Source organism: Mycobacterium novum (assembly GCF_010726505.1).
Taxonomy (GTDB): domain Bacteria; phylum Actinomycetota; class Actinomycetes; order Mycobacteriales; family Mycobacteriaceae; genus Mycobacterium; species Mycobacterium algericum.
This window is the reverse complement of sequence record NZ_AP022562.1, coordinates 2416757-2435883: the sequence shown is the minus strand read 5'-3', so window position 1 is coordinate 2435883 and position 19127 is coordinate 2416757. Positions and strand designations below refer to the sequence as shown.

Sequence of the window (19127 nt, the reverse complement as noted above, 5' to 3'; positions counted from 1 at the left end):
CGCGAAGATGGCAGAAGTGTTGCGGGCCTGCGTAATTGCGGAACGTAATCGGTCCCGACAGCCCTTTGGGTGGGGCTGCAGCCGAGGAGCACCGCACGAGCGCCGAGGCCACCCACGCAACCCACGTTGGACGCTTGGTAACCGTGTACCGTACTAGCGGGCGGCGAGCCGATTTCATCGGAGCGCCGCCCGCTTCGTTTCGCTCCGACGGCCCGGGATTCAGCGCTTGGCGCCCGCTTCAGCTATCCCCAGTGCATCCAGCGCGCCGGCGTGCAGCGCACCGCAGCACAGCAGCAGCCATTCCGTCACACCCTCGGTGGAACCGCCGGCGAAAGCCTGCGCGGCGCGGCGATAGGCGCCGGCCTTGCGCATCCAGTGCACCTCGGGCACGCCGAGTCCGTGCCGGTCCAGCCCGCTGGCGATCGTCACCAGCCGGGCCGCACCCCGAGCGACCACGCCGTCGGCGCTGCCGAACGGCGCGAGCGTCAACAGCTCGCCGTGCACCACCGCGGCGAACACCGGCGCCGGCGCCCTGGTGCCGCCGGCGGCCAGGTCGGCCAGCAGCTCCAGCCGGCGCCCGACCTCGCCGCCGCCCGCCGGGCGGCCGAGGTGGTCTTCGTCGACCAGATCGGCGGCGGCCAACACATGCAACCGGGCCAGCGCCTGCAGTGGGGCCCGCCGCCATACCTCGACCAGCGAGTTCTCCCCGCCTTCCAGGGCCTGGGCCACCCGCAGCGCACCGGCGAACACCGGGTCACCGGTCGAGCGCGCGTCGACCGTGGTGGGGCCACCGTCGAGCACCGACGACGCCCGGGCCGCCCGCAACGAGGCCTCGGCGGCACTGACCGCCCACCCCCGCACATTGGTCTTGTGCCGGTGGGCCCGCGCCAGCTCATCGCGAACCTTCTCGCTGGCGTCGGCGACGCCTGGCAATTCGAGCAGCGGGGCCAATGGGTCGGTGATCACGGGCTGTGACACTACCGGCGCGGCGGTTCGGCGAGGCTCACTGGAGCCGGCCCCCGGGCCGGTGGAGGTGAGGCGAAGCCGGGACCGACGCAGGAACCGGGGCGGTTCGGCGAGGCTCACTGGAGCCGGCCCCCGGGCCGGTGGAGGTGAGGCGAAGCCGGGACCGCCGCAGGAACCGGGGTGGTTAGGCTGCTGACCGTGAGCCGGAACCCTGACACCGCCCCCGCAGACTCGCCGTCGTCGTACCCACCGTCCCCCGAGTTCACCGCTCACGCCAACACCGGCGCCGAGGCCTACCGTGCGGCCGAACACGACCGGCTCGCGTTCTGGGCCGAGCAGGCCAACCGGCTGCACTGGGCGACGCCGTTCACCGAGGTGCTCGACTACTCGCGGGCGCCGTTCGCCCGCTGGTTCGCCGACGGCAGGCTCAACGTCGCCTACAACTGCGTGGACCGCCACGTGGCGGCCGGTCACGGCGACCGGGTGGCGATCCACTGGGCGGGCGAGCCGGCCAACGACGCCCGCACCATCACCTATGCGGAGTTGCTCGCCGAGGTGAGCCGGGCGGCCAATGCGCTGACGGACCTTGGCCTGGTCGCCGGTGACCGGGTGGCCATCTATCTGCCGATGATCCCCGAGGCGATCATCGCGATGCTGGCCTGCGCCCGGCTGGGGGTGTTGCACACCGTGGTGTTCGCCGGCTACTCCGCGCACGCGCTGCGTTCCCGCATCGACGACGCGCAGGCGAAACTGGTGATCACCTCCGACGGTCAGTTCCGCCGCGGCCGGCCCGCCCCGCTCAAGCCCGCGGTCGACGAGGCGTTGAGCGCAGCCGAAGCGACAAGCACCGTCGAGCATGTGCTGGTGGTGCGCCGCACCGGCGCCCAGGTTGCCTGGACTCCCGACCGCGACCTGTGGTGGCACGACATCGTCGACGCCGCATCACCCGAGCACTCCCCCGAGGCGTTCGAGGCCGAGCAGCCGCTGTTCCTGCTCTACACCTCGGGGACGACGGGCAAGCCGAAGGGCATCGTGCACACCAGCGGCGGTTACCTGACCCAGGCGGCCTACACCCACTACTGCGTTTTCGACCTGAAGTCGGCCACCGACGTGTTCTGGTGCACCGCAGACATCGGGTGGGTCACCGGCCACACGTATGCGGTGTACGGGCCGCTGGCCAACGGCGCCACCGAGGTGATCTACGAGGGCACGCCGGACTTCCCGGACCAACACCGCCACTTCCAGATCATCGAAAAATATGGCGTGACAATCTATTACACCGCGCCGACGCTGATCCGCACATTCATGAAGTGGGGACGCGACATCCCCGACGCCCACGACCTGTCGAGTCTGCGGCTGCTGGGGTCGGTCGGTGAGCCGATCAACCCGGAGGCCTGGCGCTGGTATCGCCGGGTGATCGGCGCGGACGCGGTGCCGGTGGTCGACACCTGGTGGCAGACCGAGACCGGAGCGACGATGATCTGCCCGCTGCCCGGCGTTGCCGCGACCAAACCGGGTGCCGCGATGGCCCCGCTGCCCGGGATTTCAGCGCGCATCGTGGACGACCACGGTGATCTGGTGTCCCCGAACGACACCGGCGGCGAACCGGTGTCGGGATACCTGGTGATCGATGCGCCGTGGCCGGCGATGGCCCGCGGAATCTGGGGGGACGAGCAGCGGTTCATCGAGACTTACTGGTCGCGGTTCGCCGAGCAGGGCTGGTACTTCGCCGGTGACGGCGCTCGCTATGACGCCGACGGTGACATCTGGGTGCTCGGCCGTATCGACGACGTGATGAACGTGTCCGGACACCGCATCTCCACCGCCGAGGTGGAGTCCGCGCTGGTCGGTCACGCCGCGGTGGCCGAAGCCGCCGTGGTCGGCGCCCTCGACGAGCAGACCGGGCAACGGATCTGCGCGTTCGTGGTGCTGGCGGCCTCGCACAGCGCGGCCGGTGGCGCGATCGTCGACGAGCTGCGCGAGCGGGTCACGGTGGAGATCTCGCCGATCGCCCGCCCGCACAAGGTCCACGTTGTCCCGGAATTGCCGAAGACCCGCAGCGGCAAGATCATGCGGCGACTGCTGCGCGACGTCGCCGACGGCCGCGAACTCGGTGATACCTCAACCCTGGTGGACCCCAGCGTGTTCGACGCGATCCGGGCGGCCGACTGAAGGCGGCGACCTGCCGGAGCTGCGATCGTCTGACGGTCCGCTCAGCCGATCGGGACGAAGCCCGCGCCGGGCCGGTTGTTGGCGTTGATATCGCCCAGCACCGCATTGATCGACACCACGACTGCGGGCGTGTGCAGCGGGATGTACTTGACCACGCAGGTGGGCAGCGCCTCGCTGAACGCGCCGTGAATCATGCCGACCAGCATGTTGTTCACCACGACGGGGCCGCCGGAATCGCCAGGCCGACCGCACACCTGCATGACGATGGTTCCCGGGTCCTGGCCCGGACCCCAGGTGACGCCGCAGGAGTTCCCGGTGGTGCGGCCCTGTTTGCAGGCGATCTGACCGAAGGACGGGTCCGGCCCGATGCCGCCGATGATGAAGCCCCCGAAGTTGGACACCGGCGTCACCTTCTCCGGGTCGAACTCGATCACCGCGTAGTCCAGGTTGTCGTTTCCGGCCACCATCAGCCCGATCGTGCCGTTGGACTCCGACCCCTCGGCGGCGACCTCGGCGCCCGGGCCACCGCAGTGTGCGGAGGTGAAGCCGATCAGCGCACCGGTGTTGTCATGTCCGATCGAGGTCAGCGTGCACATCGTGTCGCCGTCGACGACGAGCCCGGCGCCGCCGCCCATCACCACCTTGTTGTCGGCGGCGACCCGTGCGGCCGGCGCGGCAATGCCGGCCATTGCAACGCATGACGCCAACGTCAGCACCGTCGCGATGGTGCGCAGCAACCAGTGGTGTGCGATCTGCACAGCGGTTCTCCCGTCGATCAGCTCCACCCCCGGTGGGTATAAAAACAGCTTAACGTGGGGCCTGCCCATTTCGGCCGCTGCTTTGCCGGGGTCGTCGGGGCTGCTACCGCATGGCAACATTAAGCCGCGACGACAGCGAACGGGAGGACAGCCAGTGAGCAAGGCCGATCGCAGGAAGGCGTCACGCGCCTCGACCAGATCCGCCAGGGCGGACCGCAACGGGGTGCCCAACACCTTGGCGACCATCCCGTTGACGGATCCCCACGCGCTGCCGGCCGACCCGTCGCTGGGCGAGCTGGTCAAAGACGCGACGGCGCAGATGTCGACACTGGTGCGCGCCGAGGTCGAGCTCGCCCGCGCCGAGATCACCCGGGATGTCAAGAAGGGCCTGACCGGCAGCGTGTTCTTCATCGCGGCCTTGGTCGTGCTGTTCTACTCCACCTTCTTTTTCTTCTTCTTCCTGGCCGAGGTGCTCAACATCTGGCTCCAGGACTGGGCCGCCTACCTGATCGTGTTCGGGGTCATGCTGACCGTCGCCTCGGGCTTGGCGTTGTTCGGCTTCCTGCGGGTCCGGCGCATCCGGGGACCGCGTCAAACCATCGAATCGGTGCGGGAGACGCGCGAGGCACTGCGCCCCGATCCGGACCGGCTGCACTCGTCGGGTCCGCAGTCGCTGAAGGCGCACGACGGCAAACCGGCCACCGACCCCTCGGGCTGGTAGTGCCGCCACCGGATCCGTCGATCACCCGCATCGACGGGCCGTGGCGGCATCAAGACATCCACGCCAACGGCATCCGCTTTCATGTCGTCGAGGCGATCCCGGCCGGCGAAGACGCCGCCGACGGCCCGCCGATGGCACGGCCACTGGTGATGCTGCTGCACGGTTTCGGCTCGTTCTGGTGGACCTGGCGTCACCAGCTGCGCGGGCTCACCGGCGTCCGGGTCGTCGCGGTCGACCTGCGCGGCTACGGGGGCAGCGACAAACCACCCCGCGGCTATGACGGCTGGACCCTGGCCGGGGACACCGCCGGACTCATCCGCGCCCTGGGGCACTCGTCGGCGACCCTGGTCGGTCACGCCGACGGCGGACTGGTGTGCTGGGCGACCGCGCTGCTGCACCCGCGATTGGTCCGCGCCATCGCCCTGGTCAGCTCGCCGCATCCGGCGGCACTGCGCAACTCGGCGCTGACCCGCACCGATCAGGGCCGGGCACTGCTGCCGTGGTTGCTGCGCTACCAGCTGCCGTTCTGGCCGGAGCGCAGCCTGACCCGCCGCGACGGCGCCGAGATCGAACGCCTGGTGCGCAGCAGGGCCGGCGCGAATTGGCAGGCGGGCGAGGACTTCTCGGAAACCATCGGTCACCTGCGTACCGCGATCCAGATCCCGGCGGCAGCACATTCCGCGCTGGAGTACCAGCGCTGGGCGGTGCGCAGCCAACTCCGTTCCGAGGGCCGGCGATTCATGAAGGCGCTCGATCTCCGGACACTGCACATCCCGCTGCTGCACCTGCGCGGCGACGACGACCCCTACGTGCTGGCGGATCCCGTGGCCAAGACCCGGCGTTACGCACCCCATGGCCGGTACGTATCCCTGCCCGGCGTAGGGCACTTCGCCCATGAGGAGGCGCCGGATCAGGTCAACGAGCAGCTGATGCGGTTCCTGTCGTCGAGCTAGCGAGCCGGGCGGCGATCCGACCCGACTCACTCACCGCCGACGCAGGTCTGGGTCGACACGGGCGCGGTGTCGCCGATCCGGGCGAGCTGGTTCGACACCTCCTCGGCGGTCATCACGAACCCGGTGTCGGCGTCGTCAACCGCCGCACCGAACACCACGCCGAGCACCCGACCCTCCATGTCGATCATGGGCCCACCGGAATTGCCTTGCTGCACAGTGCCTCTGATCGTGTAGACCCGGCGGGTGACGGTGGTGGTGCGGTAGATGTCGGGCCCCTCGAGGTTGATCGTGTCGCGAACCCGGGCCGGGGTGGCCTCAAAGACCCCACCGCCGGGATAGCCCAGCACCAGCGCGTCGGTGTCGGGCTCGGCCGGCGAGGGCGCGAACGGGAGCGGCGGCAACGGCAGGTCCGGCACCGCCAGAATCGAGATGTCTTCCTTGGGGTCAAAGGAGATCACGGTGGCGTCGTAGGACTTGGTGCCGCTCTCCACCGACACACTGTCCGACCCGGCCACCACGTGCGCGTTCGTCATCACCCGGTTGGGCGAGATCACGAAACCGGTGCCCTCCAACACTTTCTGGCAGTTGGGGGCTACGCCGCGGATCCGCAGCACACTCGGCGCGGTGGCCTCGACCACCGGGCTGGCGGCCAATCCGGGGTCGGGCGCGTCCACCGCGGCGATCGGGGTGCGGTTGAACGGTTCCAGTACGGCGGGCAGCCCGGAGTCGTCGAGCACCGCCGACAACCGTCGCGGCACGTTCTTGAGCCAGCCCGGCGCCAGATCGTCGACCTGGCGCAGCACTCGCGAGTCGTTGACCGCGGCGGCCAGGCTCGGCTGATCGGACGCGGTCAGCGGGGTGGCCAGCAGCCAGGCTGCGATCAGCACCACGACCAGCTGCAGCACCACCCCGACGATCGAATCCACCCCGCGGACACCGGGGCTGCGGATCGCTCCGCGCACCGCCCGCCCCAGCACCACGCCGGCGACCTCGCCGATGACGACCATGGCCAGGATGAGGAACAGCGCGGCGAACAGCTTGAGCCGGGCACCGGCGACGTGCTCGATCAGGTGAGGGGCCAGCAGCACCCCGGCCATCGCACCGAGCGCCACGCCGACGAAGGACAACAGCGAGCCGAGCGCGCCGGAGCGCCAGCCGGACACTGCGGCAACGAAGGCGATCGCCAGCACGGCGATGTCCAGCCACTGCGACGACGTCATATACCGCCTTCTCCTCCAACCAGGGCCATCGCCTCGTCCAGGCCGCGCACCTCGGTGTCGTCCCAGGGTTGCGCCCAGCCGGCCACGTCCAACATCGCCGAGATCACCTGGGCGGTGAACCCCCAGACCAGCATCTCGTTGAGCCGAAACGCCGGCATGGCCCAACGCCTGCTGCGGGCATCACGGTAAACCATCAACCGGTTCGCGGGGTTGATGAATGCCCGGAGCGGAACCCGTGCCACCACCGCCGTCTCGGCCGGATCCACCACGCTGACCGGCCCGGGGTCCTCCGAGTAGGCCAGCACCGGTACCACCTGAAACCCCGAGGGTGCGATGAAGACCTTTTGCAGCACCGCCAGCGGGTGCACCCGGTGCGGGTCGATTCCGGTCTCCTCGTTCGCCTCCCGCAGCGCGGTGGCCACCGGCCCGGAATCGTCGGGATCGACCGCCCCGCCCGGGAACGCGGCCTGGCCGGCGTGGTGGCGCAGCGTCGAGGCCCGCACCGTGACCAGCAGGTCGGCAGATTCTGGTATGTCACCAGCCTGCTGCGACGGCGGACCGGAGAACAGCACCAACACCGCCGCGTCGCGCCCGTGTCCGGTGATGTCGGCTTCGGCGTTGGCCGCGGTGACCATTCTGCGGATGTCGGCCGGCAGCCGACGCTGGTAGGCGTTGGGCATCTTGTCGGCGTTGTCGACCAGCGGGCGCAGCCAGGACGGGGCCCGAGACCGGGACTCGCCAGCGTTCACCGCGTCTCCCTCTGCCCGCTCCCCATCGCCGCACCTCAACGCCCACTGCCTCCGACGGCGGCGGCGATCTCATCGGCGGTGGCGAAGGACTGCGGCAGGATGCGGGCAACGCTACCGTCCATGGCGAGCACCACGGTCGCAGGCATCACGTTGGGCACCCGCAACGCCGCCGCCACCTGGCGCCGGCCGTCCTGCAGCGTGGGCAGCCGCACGCCCAGCTCGGCCAGCAGCGCCAACCCGGCGGCCTGGTTGTCGTCTTGGTGCACCGTCACCACCGTCACGTCCGGCCCGGCGCGACGCTGGTATTCGGCGAAGGCGGGCAACTCGTCGCGGCACGGTCGGCACCAGTAGGCCCACAGATTCAGCACCACCCGTCGGCCGGCGAACATTGCGGCCACGTCGACGGGCGCACCGTCGGCCGCGCATGCCACGGTGACGCCGCGCAGCGCCGCCGGGCCGGCCCCGTCGGATGCATCCCGGCACGGCGGCAGGCCGGCTCGCTCCCGCAGGACGGTGAGGTCTTGGGCCACCGCGGGCACAGGCGCGCCGCGGTCCGGCCGGACCGGTTCGCGGCGCAGCTCGATCACCAGCGCGGCGACCAGCGCGGTGGCCACCGCCAGTACCGCCAGGGTCCACCAGGTCGACCTGCTCATCGGCCGCATCCGCACCAGGCCGCTACAGCCCGGCCAGGGCCAGCAGATGCTCGGTCTCGGGACCCCGGACCAGCGCGGCGGCCTCCAGCCGATCGGTGGGTCCCAGCCCGAACGAGGGGCAGTCCCTGGCCAGCACGCACACGCCGCAAGCCGGTTTGCGGGAGTGGCAGACGCGACGGCCGTGGAAGATCACCCGGTGGGACAGCAGCGTCCATTCCTTGCGCTCGATCAGTTCGCCGACCGCGTGCTCGACCTTGACCGGGTCCTCCTCGGCGGTCCAGTCCCACCGTCGCACCAGGCGCCCGAAGTGGGTGTCGACGGTGATGCCCGGTACCCCGAACGCGTTGCCCAGGATGACGTTGGCGGTCTTGCGGCCCACCCCGGGCAGCCGCACCAGTTCGTCCATGGTGTCGGGCAGTTCCCCGTCGTAGCGTTCGACCAGCGCCTGCCCCAGCTTGATCAGTGAGGTGGCCTTGTTGCGGTAGAAGCCGGTGGGCCGGATCAGCTCCTCCAACTCGGTGCGGTCGGCCTGCGCGTAGTCCAGCGCGGCCGGGTAGCGGGCGAACAGCGCCGGCGTCGTGAGATTCACCCGCACGTCGGTACATTGGGCCGACAGCACCGTCGCGACGGCGAGCTCCAGCGGCGTGGTGAAGTCCAGCTCGCAGTGGGCATCCGGAAAGGCCTGCGCCAGAGTCCGATTCATTCGGCGGGCACGCCGCACCAACCCGATCCGGGTCTCCGTCCGCGCCGCGCGGGCGGCTTTGTCCACTGTCACCTCCGACAGGGTACTAATTTGTGACCGCAATGAGACCTTGCCCAGGTTTACTGTCCCTTTGTGTCCTGGCTGCTGATCACCGCCATACCCGCGTTGCTGATGCTGGCAGCGGTCGGGCTGGAGCGCATCGAGACCGGGTTGAGCGAGGCCGAGGCGACGAATCCGCAGTTTCCCCGGACTCGGCGCGCCAATCGTGTGTAGCGTTGGCACGACGCTTGACGCCTGGCTCTAGACTCAGATGGCTAGCCCGGTAAAGGCTGGCGTTTGCGCGTTTCAAACCTTCATTCAAGAACATCTAAGGGGCAACGTGGACGAGATCCTGGCGAGGGCCGGAATCTTCCAGGGAGTTGAGCCCAGCGCCGTCGCCGCGCTGACCAAGCAGCTTCAGCCCGTGGACTTTCCGCGCGGACACACGGTGTTCGCCGAAGGAGAGCCCGGCGATCGGCTGTACATCATCGTCTCCGGGAAAGTGAAGATCGGCCGGCGGTCGCCCGACGGCCGAGAGAACCTGCTGACCATCATGGGACCGTCGGACATGTTCGGCGAGCTGTCGATCTTCGACCCCGGCCCGCGGACCTCCAGCGCGACCACCATTACCGAGGTGCGGGCGGTCTCGATGGACCGCGACGCGCTGCGGTCGTGGATCTCCGACCGGCCCGAGATCGCCGAGCAGCTGCTGCGGGTGTTGGCGCGCCGGCTGCGCCGCACCAACAACAACCTCGCCGACCTGATCTTCACCGACGTGCCCGGCCGGGTTGCCAAGCAGCTGCTGCAGCTGGCGCAGCGGTTCGGCACCCAGGAGGGCGGCGCCCTGCGGGTCACCCACGACCTGACGCAGGAGGAGATCGCCCAGCTGGTGGGGGCCTCGCGGGAGACGGTGAACAAGGCGCTGGCCGACTTCGCCCACCGCGGCTGGATCCGGCTGGAGGGCAAGAGTGTGCTGATCTCCGACTCCGAGCGGCTGGCCCGCCGGGCGCGGTAATCCCGCCGAGCAGACGCGAAAGCCCCTAATTTCGGCAAGAAAAGGGGGCCGATGCGTCTGCCCGCGGTGACTAGGTAGCCCGCAAATAGTCCAGCTGGGCCTGCACCGACCATTCGGCGGCGTCCCACAACTCCTCGTCGACGTCGGTGTAGACGTGTTCGACGACCTGGCGTGTGGTGGCGTCCTCGCCCAGTTCAGCCAGCGCCGAGCGCACCTGATCGAGTCGCTGCTCGCGGTGCGCCAGATATCCGGCGGTCACCGCATCGATGTTCGGCAGCTCCGGCCCGTGCCCGGGCAACACGGTGCGCTCTCCCAGGCCGCGCAGCCGGTGCAGTGAGTCCAGGTAGTGCGCCAGGTCGCCGTCCTCGGTGTCGATGACGGTGGTGCCGCGGCCCAGCACGGTGTCGGCGGTCAGCACCGCATCGTCGAGCACGAATGACAGCGAGTCCGCGGTGTGCCCCGGGGTGGCCAACACCGTGATGCGCAGGTCCGCCGCCTCAATCACCTGGCCATCGATCAGGCCGCCGCCGAGCCGGCGCTGGAATCCGCTGCCCGCCGAGTACACCGGTACGTCGAGCGAGTCGGCCAGCTTGTCGATGCCGTCGGTGTGGTCGAAGTGGCGGTGGCTGATCAGCACCAGCGCGACCTTGCCGAGCTCGGCGAGCCGGCCGATGTGCTCGTCATCGTCCGGGCCGGGGTCGACGATCACCACCTCGTCGCTGCGCGGCCCGCGCAGCACCCAGGTGTTGGTGCCCTCCAAGGTCATCAGGCCGGGGTTGTCGGCCAGCAGCACCGACGCGGTCTCGGTGACCGGTCGCAGCCGACCGTAGGCGGGATGACTCAGTGACACACCTATCCGATCTCCACGATCAACTCGACTTCGACGGGTGCGTCCAGTGGCAACGCCGAGACTCCGACGGCCGAGCGGGCATGCGCGCCGGCCTCCCCGAACACCTCGCCGAGCAACTCGGAGGCACCGTTGACCACGCCGGGCTGGCCGTTGAAGGTCGGGACGGAGGCCACGAACCCGACCACCTTGACCACCCGGGTCACCGCGTCGATACCGACCAGGGCGTCCACGGCGGCCAGCGCGTTGAGCGCACAGATCCGGGCCAGCGCGTGCCCCTCTTCGGGACTGACCTCGGCGCCGACCTTGCCGCTGCGGGCCAGCTTGCCGCCGGTCATCGGCAGTTGACCTGAGGTGTAGACCAGGTCGCCGGTCCGCACCGCCGGAACGTAGGACGCCAACGGTGCGGCGGTCTCGGGCAGTTCGATCCCGAGTTCGCTCAGCCGCGCCCGCCAGCTCATTTCGGGCGCTTCAGGAAGGCGATGAGCTGCTCACCGGAGGGCCCGGGGAGCACCGAGACCAGTTCCCAGCCGTCCTCGCCCCACTGATCGAGAATCTGCTTGGTGGCGTGCGTGATCAGCGGGACATTGGCGTACTCCCACGCGGTGCGTTCGCTCATAGCAGCGAGCTTATCGTTAGCCCGGGCAAGCGCTTGGTTAGCATGCAGTGGTGACAGCCTCACCGGGGAAGGACGGCGCGCAGGCGCCGACAGGCACGAGTCCCATCGGCTGGCCCTCGCGATTGACGAGGGCCCGGCTCCATTTCGTGACCGGTAAGGGCGGTACCGGCAAATCGACCGTGGCCGCCGCGCTGGCGTTGTCGCTGGCGGCCGGCGGGCGCCGGGTACTGCTCGTGGAAGTCGAAGAGCGCCAAGGGATTGCGCAACTGTTCGACGTGCCACCGCTGCCCATCGACCCGCTCAAGGTCGCGACTGCCGAAGACGGCGGGCAGGTCGACGCGCTGGCGATGGACATCGAGGCCGCGTTCCTGGAATACCTCGAGCTGTTCTACAACCTGGGCATCGCCGGCCGGGCCATGAAGCGCGTCGGGGCGGTCGAATTCGCCACCACCATCGCCCCGGGCCTGCGCGACGTCATCCTCACCGGCAAGATCAAGTACCACGTGATCCAGACCGACAAGAACAACAAGCCGGTCTACGACGCGATCGTGGTGGACGCGCCGCCGACCGGCCGGATCGCCCGGTTCCTCGACGTCACCAAGGCGGTGTCACAGCTGGCCAAGGGCGGCCCGGTGCACTCGCAGGCCGACGGCGTGGTGAAGCTGCTGCACTCCGATCAGACCGCCATCCATCTGGTGACGCTGCTGGAGGCGTTGCCGATGCAGGAGACCCTCGAGGCGATCGAGGAGCTGCGGGAGCTGGACTTGCCCATCGGCAGCGTGATCGTCAACCGCGACATCCCCGCGCATCTGGAACCCGACGACCTGGCCAAGGCCGCCGAAGGAGTCGTCGACGCCGACGCGGTCCGCGCCGGCCTGACCGCGGCCGGCATCACGCTGTCCGACGACGACTTCGCGGGCCTGCTGACCGAGACCATCCAGCACGCCACCCGCATCAACGCCCGGACGGAGACGGCCGAGCAGCTGGAGCAGCTGGACGTGCCGCGGCTGCACCTGCCGACGATCACCGACGGAGTCGACCTCGGCAGTCTGTATGAGCTATCCGAGATTCTCGGCCGACAGGGGGTTCGATGACACCCGAAACGACCGGCAAGCCGGCGGCGCTGGACATGGCCGCCATCTTGGCCGACACCGCCAACCGCGTGGTGGTGTGCTGCGGCGCCGGCGGCGTCGGCAAGACCACCACCGCCGCCGCGATGGCGCTACGGGCCGCCGAATACGGCCGCACCGTGGTGGTGTTGACCATCGACCCGGCCCGGCGGCTGGCGCAGGCGCTGGGCATCGACGATCTGGGCAACAGCCCCCAGCGGGTGCCGTTGGCCCCGGAGGTGCCCGGCGAGCTGTACGCGATGATGCTCGACATGCGGCGCACCTTCGACGAGATGGTGGTCCAGTACTCCGGCCCGGAGCGGGCGGAGGCGATTTTGAGCAACCAGTTCTACCAAACCGTCGCCACCTCGCTGTCGGGCACGCAGGAGTACATGGCGATGGAGAAACTCGGCCAGCTGCTCGCCGAGGACCGCTGGGATCTGGTGGTGGTCGACACCCCGCCGTCCCGCAACGCCCTGGACTTCCTGGACGCGCCGAAGCGGCTGGGCAGCTTCATGGACAGCCGGCTGTGGAAGCTGTTGCTGGGTCCCGGGCGCGGCATCGGCAAGCTGGTGGCGGGTGCGCTCGGCTTGGCGATGAAAGCGCTGTCGACCGTGCTCGGCTCGCAGATGCTCTCGGACGCGGCCAACTTCGTTCAGTCCCTCGACGCCACGTTCGGTGGGTTCCGGGAGAAGGCCGACCGCACCTACGATCTGCTCAAGCGGCGCGGTACCCAGTTCGTGGTGGTGTCAGCGGCCGAGCCCGACGCGCTGCGCGAGGCATCGTTCTTCGTCGACCGGCTCGCCGGCGAACACATGCCGCTGGCGGGGCTGGTCCTCAACCGGACCCATCCGATGCTGTGCGAGCTGCCCATCGAGCGCGCCATCGACGGCATCGAGACGCTGCAGCAGGCCCCGAGCGAGTCGGTGTCCGACGGGGCGAAGGCGCTGGCCACTGCGGCACTGCGGATTCACGCCGAACGTGGTGCCACCGCCAAACGTGAGGTCCGGCTGCTGTCGCGCTTCACCCGGGCGAACCCCCGGGTTCCCATCGTCGGGGTGCCGTCGCTACCGTTCGACGTCTCCGACTTGGAAGCACTCGGCGCCATCGCCGACCAGCTGACGGCGAAGTAGACGCAAAGAAGACTCAGTCGCGTTTCAGCCGGCGCCGCTTACCCGGCGTCACGCTGTTTGCGCTGGGCGGCGAAGTAGTCGCGCCACGAGGTCACCTCGGGATGCTGCTTGAGCAGCGCCCGCCGTTGCCGCTCGGTCATGCCGCCCCACACGCCGAACTCGACCCGGTTGTCCAGGGCGTCGGCCAGGCATTCCAGCACCACCGGGCAGTGCCGGCAGATCACCGCGGCCTTGCGCTGTGCGGCACCGCGTACGAAGAGCTCATCCGGGTCGGCGCCGCGGCACAGCGCCTTGGAGACCCAGGCGATCCTGCTCTCGTCCTGCACGCCGCGCAGGACGGTACGGGAGGCCGGTGTCGCCGGTGGGTTGGTCTTTTGAACCGCTGGCCGTGTAAGAGACACTGACGATCCTCCGTCCCGGCCGCCCCAGCAGCCACCTATTCAGTACCTTCGATATCAGCGTCGACCCAGCCATTGCGATCTACGCCACATCGTGTCATCAGTGTTACCTGAATCGCACTCGATGTCCGAGTTAGGTGGTCAGGTGGCTTTCGCGCAACTGGTAGATACCCACTTTTTTGGGACAACCGTGCCGTCCGATCATGATCTGCACGGTGGCGGGCCGCTGCGAACGGTCTGGACTCGGCGTTTTTCGGGGGGCGCGGACCGGCCCCGGATCCAGCGCTCACCCCCGGCGCCGGAGTCTGCTGGGGACTTCGGTGAGCGCCCCCGGCTCCCGGCGTTAGTGTGTTAGCCATGTCGGAGCGTCCCCCGACCGGCCCAACCGTGCTCAAACTGGCCGGGTGTTGTTTGCTCGCCGCCGTGCTGCTCGCGGCGCTGCTGTTCCCGGTCGCCGGGGGTATCGGCCTGATGTCCAACCGCGCCTCCGACGTGGTCGCCAACGGCTCGGCCCAGTTGGTCGGCGGCGACGTGCCGGCGGTGACGACGATGGTCGACGCCAAGGGCAACACGATCGCCTGGTTGTACTCCCAGCGCCGATTCGAGGTTCCCAGCGACAAGATCGCCGACACCATGAAACTGGCGATCGTCTCCATCGAGGACAAGCGGTTCGCCGAACACAGCGGCGTGGACTGGAAGGGCACGCTGACCGGGTTGGCCGGCTATGCCTCCGGTGACCTCGACACCCGCGGCGGGTCCACCCTCGAGCAGCAGTACATCAAGAACTACCAACTGCTGGTGCTGGCCCAGACCGACGCCGAGAAGCGCGCCGCGATCGAGACCACCCCGGCGCGCAAGCTACGCGAAATCCGGATGGCGCTCACGCTGGACCGCACCTTCACCAAGCCGCAGATCCTGACCCGCTACCTGAATCTGGTGTCGTTCGGCAACAATTCCTTCGGCATCCAGGACGCCGCCCAGACCTACTTCGGCGTCGACGCCTCGGAGCTGAACTGGCAGCAGTCGGCAATGCTGGCCGGGATGGTGCAGTCGACCAGCGCGCTGAACCCCTACACCAATCCGGAGGGCGCGCTGGCGCGGCGGAACCTGGTGCTGGACACCATGATCGAGAATCTTCCCGACCAGGCCGACGCGCTGCGGGCGGCCAAGGAGGAACCGCTGGGCATCCTGCCGCAGCCCAACGAGCTGCCGCGGGGCTGCATCGCGGCCGGCGACCGGGCGTTCTTCTGCGACTACGTGCAGGAGTACCTGGCGCGCGCCGGAATCAGCAAGGAACAGGTGGCCCGCGGCGGTTACGTCATCCACACCACGCTGGACCCCGACGTGCAGGGCTCGGTCAAGCAGGCGATCGACAGTTTCGCCAACCCGAACGTGCAGGGCATCGCCAGCGTGATGAGCGTGATCAAGCCCGGCCCCGAGGCGCACCCGGTGCTGGCGATGGCCAGCAACCGCACCTACGGGCTCAACGGCGACATCGGCGAAACCATGCGCCCGCAACCGTTCTCGCTGGTCGGTGACGGCGCCGGGTCGATCTTCAAGACGTTCACGGTGGCCGCCGCACTCGAGATGGGCATGGGCATCAGCGCCGAACTCGACGTGCCGGGCCGATTCCAGACCAAGGGCATGGGCTCAGGCGGCGCCAAGGGGTGCCCCAAGGAGACCTGGTGCGTGGTGAACGTCGCGCCCTACCGGTCGCCGATGAACGTCTCCACCGCACTGGCCACCTCGCCCAACACCGCGTTCGCCAAACTGATCTCGCAGGTCGGGGTGGGACGCACCGTCGACATGGCGATCAAACTGGGGCTGCGCTCCTACGCCGATCCCGGTACCGCCCGCGACTATGACCCGGACAGCAACGAGAGCCTGGCCGACTTCGTCAAGCGGCAGAACCTGGGGTCGTTCACGCTGGGCCCGATCGAGGTCAACGCGCTGGAGCTGTCCAATGTCGCCGCCACGCTGGCCTCCGGCGGTATCTGGTGCCCGCCGAACCCGATCGACAAGGTCTTCGACCGCAACGGCAACGAGGTGGCCGTCACCACCGAAATCTGTGAGCGGGTGGTTCCCGAAGGGCTGGCCAACACGCTGGCCAATGCGCTGGGCAAGGACATCCAGGGCGGCGGCACCGCAGCACCGGCGGCGGGTTCGGTGGGCTGGGATCTGCCGATGGCCGGCAAGACCGGTACCACCGAGGCGCACCGGTCGTCGGGCTTTCTGGGCTTCACCAACCGCTACGCGGCAGCCAACTACATCTTCGACGACTCCAGTTCGCCGTCGGACCTGTGCTCGTTCCCGCTGCGGCACTGCGGGGACGGCGACCTGTTCGGCGGCAACGAGCCGGCCCGGACCTGGTTCGCAGCGATGAAGCCGATCGCCACCGACTTCGGTGAGGTCATCATGCCGCCGACCGATCCCCGTTACGTCGACGGCGGCCCCAACTCGCGGGTGCCCAGCGTCGTCGGCCTGGACGTCGACGCCGCGCGCCAGCGGCTCAAGGAAGTCGGCTTCCAGGTCGCCGACCAACCGAACTGGGTCAACAGCAGCGCCCGCTCCGGAGCGGTGGTGGGTACCTCGCCGAGCGGACAGACCATTCCCGGCTCGATCGTGACCATCGAGGTCAGCAACGGCATCCCGCCGCCACCGCCCCCGCCGCCGGAGGGCGGGCCGCCGCTCGGGCCGGTGGGCTCGACCGTGGTGGAGATCCCCGGGCTGCCGCCGATCACCATTCCGCTGCTGCCGCCGCCGGCGCCGGGGCAGCCGTTGCCGCCGTAACCGCGGAGCCGCTGCCGAGGCGCAGTATTCTGAAACGCATGGCTCCATCACCTGCCCTGACCCGGTCCCTGGTCGCCGCATCGGCGGCGCTCGGGCCGGCGGCCCTGGCCATTGGCTACGGCGCGATCATCGAACGCAACAACTTCGTGGTGCGTCAGGCGACGATGCCGGTGCTGGCGCCGGGTTCGTCACCGCTGCGGGTGCTGCACATCAGCGACATCCACATGCGCCCCGGCCAGCGCCGCAAGCAGGCCTGGCTGCGCGAGCTGGTCCGGCTGGAACCGGATCTGGTGGTCAACACCGGTGACAACCTCGCCCACCCCAAGGCCGTGCCGGCGGTGGTGCAGGCGCTGGGTGATCTGCTCTCGGTGCCCGGCGTGTTCGTCTTCGGCAGCAACGACTACTTCGGGCCGCGGTGCAAGAACCCGGCGAAGTACCTGACCAAGCCCACGCATCGCATCTACGGCACGCCGCTGCCGTGGCAGGACCTGCGGGCGGCGTTCACCGAGCGGGGCTGGCTGGACCTGACCCACAACCGTCGGGAGTTCGACGTCGCCGGGCAGCGGATAGCCGCGGCCGGTGTCGATGACCCGCACATCGAACGGGACCGCTACGACACCATCGCCGGCCCGGCCGACCCGACCGCCGCACTGCGGCTGGGGCTGACACATTCCCCGGAGCCGCGGGTGCTCGACCGCTTCGCCGCCGACGGCTACCAACTGGTGATGGCCGGCCACACCCACGGCGGGCAGCTGTGCCTGCCGTTCTACGGCGCGCTGGTGACCAACTGCGGCCTGGATCGCTCCCGGGCCAAGGGACCGTCGCAGTGGGGTGCCCATATGCGCCTGCACGTCTCGGCCGGCATCGGCACCTCACCGTTCGCGCCGGTGCGCTTCGCGTGCCGTCCGGAGGCAACCCTGCTGACCCTGGTGCCCGCGCCGACCGGCGGCGATGACTCGCGGCTCACTCGCGGCTCCTGGGAGCCGTCCGTGTCGGCTCGTTGACCGGGCGATCGGCGCTCATTGCGACCCATGGTCGCCCACGACGCTGGGCCGACAACGCGATCCGGCTGATCGAGGCCGACGCGCGGCGCAGCGCCGACACCCACCTGCTGCGCTACCCGCTGCCGTCGGCGTGGGCCGCCGACGTTGACGTGGCGCTGTATCTCAAGGACGAAACCACCCACATCACCGGCAGCCTCAAGCATCGGCTGGCGCGTTCGCTGTTCCTGTACGGATTGTGCAACGGCCGGATCGCCGAGGGCACCACGGTGGTGGAGGCCTCCTCGGGGTCCACGGCGGTGTCCGAGGCCTACTTCGCGGCCCTGCTGGGCCTGCCCTTCGTCGCGGTGATGCCGGCCTCGACCAGCGCATCCAAGGTGGCACTGATCGAGGCGCAGGGCGGACGGTGCCACTTCGTGGCCCATGCGGCCGATGTCTACGCCGAGGCGGAACGGATCGCTCGCGAGGCCGACGGGCACTACCTTGATCAGTTCACCAACGCCGAACGGGCCACCGACTGGCGCGGCAACAACAACATCGCCGAGTCGATCTTTCAGCAGATGCGCGACGAGGCGCACCCGATCCCGGACTGGATCGTGGTCGGGGCCGGCACCGGTGGCACCAGTGCCACGATCGGGCGCTACATCCGGTATCGCCGCCACGCCACCCGGCTCTGCGTGGTCGACCCGGAGCATTCGGCGTTCTACCCGGCCTACGAGCAGTGCCGGTATGACCTGGAGATCGAGGAGTCGTCGCGTATCGAAGGCATCGGGCGGCCGCGGGTGGAGCCGTCGTTCCTGCCGGATGTGGTGGATCGGATGGTCGCGGTACCCGACGCGGCCTCGGTGGCCACGGCACGTCATGTCAGCGCGGTCCTGGGCCGGCGGGTGGGTGCCTCCACCGGAACCAACATCTGGGGGGCGTTCGGGTTGCTGTCGGAGATGGTCGCCGACGGACGCAGCGGATCGGTGGTGACCTTGCTGGCCGACAGCGGCGACCGCTACGCCGACACCTACTTCAGCGACGACTGGCTGGCACAGCAGGGGCTGGACCCGACGGGGGCCGCGGCGGTGCTGTCCGAGTTCGAGCGGTCCTGCCGCTTCGCGTTCGGGTGAGTCTGTTCTTCGACGTTGTCGGGGTTGGTGGCCACCAGCCACAGCGCAGCCAGCGTGAAGAAACCCGCATACACCGCTCCGCCCAACAGCGTCATGATCTGACTCCCTTGCACAGCGTTTAGTTATTAGCCAGTCTGCCTAGTTTTGGCGGCGTTTGCAGCTTCCC

Annotated in this window: 20 protein-coding genes; 10 read left to right on the top strand and 10 right to left on the bottom strand. The window is 69.3% G+C overall.

Going from position 1 to position 19127, the window contains the following annotated elements; genetic code table 11:
* Window positions 1-219: 219 nt before the first annotated feature.
* The gene (locus tag G6N19_RS11195; RefSeq protein ID WP_013830865.1) at window positions 220-966 is read right to left on the bottom strand and encodes a Fic family protein; all 747 of its coding nucleotides are present in this window, start codon (window positions 964-966) and stop codon (window positions 220-222) included.
* A 198-nt stretch (window positions 967-1164) separates the two neighbouring features.
* On the opposite strand from G6N19_RS11195, the gene acs reads away from it, so the two are divergent.
* Window positions 1165-3138, top strand: a complete 1974-nt coding sequence (gene acs / locus G6N19_RS11190; RefSeq protein ID WP_193464942.1) for an acetate--CoA ligase — start codon at window positions 1165-1167, stop codon at window positions 3136-3138.
* Window positions 3139-3179: 41 nt separating this feature from the next.
* Here acs and G6N19_RS11185 read toward each other — a convergent pair whose 3' ends face one another.
* Window positions 3180-3896: a chymotrypsin family serine protease gene (locus tag G6N19_RS11185; RefSeq protein ID WP_193464941.1), complete on the bottom strand. Its 717-nt coding sequence runs from the start codon at window positions 3894-3896 to the stop codon at window positions 3180-3182.
* 154 nt (window positions 3897-4050) lie between these two features.
* On the opposite strand from G6N19_RS11185, the gene G6N19_RS11180 reads away from it, so the two are divergent.
* The gene (locus tag G6N19_RS11180) at window positions 4051-4617 is read left to right on the top strand and encodes a phage holin family protein (protein ID WP_193464940.1); all 567 of its coding nucleotides are present in this window, start codon (window positions 4051-4053) and stop codon (window positions 4615-4617) included.
* The gene (locus tag G6N19_RS11175) at window positions 4617-5570 is read left to right on the top strand and encodes an alpha/beta fold hydrolase (RefSeq protein WP_193464939.1); all 954 of its coding nucleotides are present in this window, start codon (window positions 4617-4619) and stop codon (window positions 5568-5570) included. The genes G6N19_RS11180 and G6N19_RS11175 overlap by 1 nt, the downstream gene beginning before the upstream one ends.
* A gap of 26 nt (window positions 5571-5596) precedes the next feature.
* On the opposite strand, the gene marP is transcribed toward G6N19_RS11175, so the two are convergent.
* From marP to nth, 4 genes are all read right to left on the bottom strand, one after another.
* Window positions 5597-6790 carry an acid resistance serine protease MarP gene (gene marP, locus G6N19_RS11170; protein WP_013830870.1) on the bottom strand — a complete coding sequence of 398 codons (1194 nt, stop codon included), beginning with the start codon at window positions 6788-6790 and terminating at the stop codon, window positions 5597-5599.
* Window positions 6787-7470: an NUDIX hydrolase gene (locus G6N19_RS11165; protein WP_081465682.1), complete on the bottom strand. Its 684-nt coding sequence runs from the start codon at window positions 7468-7470 to the stop codon at window positions 6787-6789. The genes marP and G6N19_RS11165 overlap by 4 nt, the downstream gene beginning before the upstream one ends.
* A 104-nt stretch (window positions 7471-7574) precedes the next feature.
* Window positions 7575-8192, bottom strand: a complete 618-nt coding sequence (locus G6N19_RS11160) for a TlpA family protein disulfide reductase (RefSeq protein ID WP_041320327.1) — start codon at window positions 8190-8192, stop codon at window positions 7575-7577.
* Between the two features lie 22 nt (window positions 8193-8214).
* Window positions 8215-8895: an endonuclease III gene (gene nth / locus G6N19_RS11155; RefSeq protein WP_193466377.1), complete on the bottom strand. Its 681-nt coding sequence runs from the start codon at window positions 8893-8895 to the stop codon at window positions 8215-8217.
* Window positions 8896-9027: 132 nt separating this feature from the next.
* Between nth and G6N19_RS11150 the strand changes: the two genes are divergently transcribed.
* Window positions 9028-9168, top strand: a complete 141-nt coding sequence (locus tag G6N19_RS11150) for a hypothetical protein (RefSeq protein WP_013830874.1) — start codon at window positions 9028-9030, stop codon at window positions 9166-9168.
* 106 nt (window positions 9169-9274) lie between these two features.
* Window positions 9275-9949 (top strand): cAMP-activated global transcriptional regulator CRP, encoded by a 675-nt coding sequence (gene crp, locus G6N19_RS11145; RefSeq protein WP_013830875.1) that lies wholly within the window; start codon window positions 9275-9277, stop codon window positions 9947-9949.
* Between the two features lie 70 nt (window positions 9950-10019).
* Here the strand turns inward: crp and G6N19_RS11140 are convergent, their stop codons facing one another.
* The 3 genes from G6N19_RS11140 to G6N19_RS11130 are packed head-to-tail and all read right to left on the bottom strand — an operon-like array spanning window position 10020 to window position 11415.
* Window positions 10020-10799 (bottom strand): MBL fold metallo-hydrolase, encoded by a 780-nt coding sequence (locus tag G6N19_RS11140; protein ID WP_193464938.1) that lies wholly within the window; start codon window positions 10797-10799, stop codon window positions 10020-10022.
* 2 nt (window positions 10800-10801) lie between these two features.
* On the bottom strand, window positions 10802-11257 hold the full coding sequence (locus tag G6N19_RS11135) for a RidA family protein (protein ID WP_013830877.1): 456 nt from the start codon (window positions 11255-11257) through the stop codon (window positions 10802-10804).
* On the bottom strand, window positions 11254-11415 hold the full coding sequence (locus tag G6N19_RS11130; protein ID WP_013830878.1) for a hypothetical protein: 162 nt from the start codon (window positions 11413-11415) through the stop codon (window positions 11254-11256). Before G6N19_RS11130 ends, G6N19_RS11135 begins: the two co-directional genes overlap by 4 nt.
* Before the next feature lie 50 nt (window positions 11416-11465).
* Between G6N19_RS11130 and G6N19_RS11125 the strand changes: the two genes are divergently transcribed.
* Window positions 11466-12509 carry an ArsA family ATPase gene (locus tag G6N19_RS11125; RefSeq protein WP_193464937.1) on the top strand — a complete coding sequence of 348 codons (1044 nt, stop codon included), beginning with the start codon at window positions 11466-11468 and terminating at the stop codon, window positions 12507-12509.
* Window positions 12506-13657 (top strand): ArsA family ATPase, encoded by a 1152-nt coding sequence (locus G6N19_RS11120; RefSeq protein ID WP_013830880.1) that lies wholly within the window; start codon window positions 12506-12508, stop codon window positions 13655-13657. The genes G6N19_RS11125 and G6N19_RS11120 overlap by 4 nt, the downstream gene beginning before the upstream one ends.
* Window positions 13658-13695: 38 nt before the next feature.
* Here the strand turns inward: G6N19_RS11120 and G6N19_RS11115 are convergent, their stop codons facing one another.
* Window positions 13696-14058, bottom strand: a complete 363-nt coding sequence (locus tag G6N19_RS11115) for a WhiB family transcriptional regulator (RefSeq protein WP_041319030.1) — start codon at window positions 14056-14058, stop codon at window positions 13696-13698.
* A gap of 354 nt (window positions 14059-14412) precedes the next feature.
* Here G6N19_RS11115 and ponA2 point away from each other — a divergent pair, with 354 nt between their 5' ends.
* The 3 genes from ponA2 to cds1 are packed head-to-tail and all read left to right on the top strand — an operon-like array spanning window position 14413 to window position 18961.
* Window positions 14413-16845: a transglycosylase/D,D-transpeptidase PonA2 gene (gene ponA2, locus G6N19_RS11110; RefSeq protein ID WP_193464936.1), complete on the top strand. Its 2433-nt coding sequence runs from the start codon at window positions 14413-14415 to the stop codon at window positions 16843-16845.
* 38 nt (window positions 16846-16883) lie between these two features.
* The gene (locus G6N19_RS11105; protein ID WP_013830883.1) at window positions 16884-17849 is read left to right on the top strand and encodes a metallophosphoesterase; all 966 of its coding nucleotides are present in this window, start codon (window positions 16884-16886) and stop codon (window positions 17847-17849) included.
* Window positions 17846-18961: an L-cysteine desulfhydrase Cds1 gene (cds1, locus tag G6N19_RS11100; protein WP_013830884.1), complete on the top strand. Its 1116-nt coding sequence runs from the start codon at window positions 17846-17848 to the stop codon at window positions 18959-18961. The genes G6N19_RS11105 and cds1 overlap by 4 nt, the downstream gene beginning before the upstream one ends.
* The last annotated feature ends 166 nt before the right edge of the window (window positions 18962-19127 follow it).

Coding starts and splice junctions, on each gene's coding strand:
- G6N19_RS11165 (WP_081465682.1), bottom strand. CDS start 7,470: ATGCCCAACGCCTACCAGCGTCGGCTGCCGGCCGACATCCGCAGAATG.
- ponA2 (WP_193464936.1), top strand. CDS start 14,413: ATGTCGGAGCGTCCCCCGACCGGCCCAACCGTGCTCAAACTGGCCGGG.
- nth (WP_193466377.1), bottom strand. CDS start 8,895: ATGAATCGGACTCTGGCGCAGGCCTTTCCGGATGCCCACTGCGAGCTG.
- G6N19_RS11160 (WP_041320327.1), bottom strand. CDS start 8,192: ATGAGCAGGTCGACCTGGTGGACCCTGGCGGTACTGGCGGTGGCCACC.
- G6N19_RS11135 (WP_013830877.1), bottom strand. CDS start 11,257: ATGAGCTGGCGGGCGCGGCTGAGCGAACTCGGGATCGAACTGCCCGAG.
- G6N19_RS11120 (WP_013830880.1), top strand. CDS start 12,506: ATGACACCCGAAACGACCGGCAAGCCGGCGGCGCTGGACATGGCCGCC.
- marP (WP_013830870.1), bottom strand. CDS start 6,790: ATGACGTCGTCGCAGTGGCTGGACATCGCCGTGCTGGCGATCGCCTTC.
- G6N19_RS11105 (WP_013830883.1), top strand. CDS start 16,884: ATGGCTCCATCACCTGCCCTGACCCGGTCCCTGGTCGCCGCATCGGCG.
- G6N19_RS11130 (WP_013830878.1), bottom strand. CDS start 11,415: ATGAGCGAACGCACCGCGTGGGAGTACGCCAATGTCCCGCTGATCACG.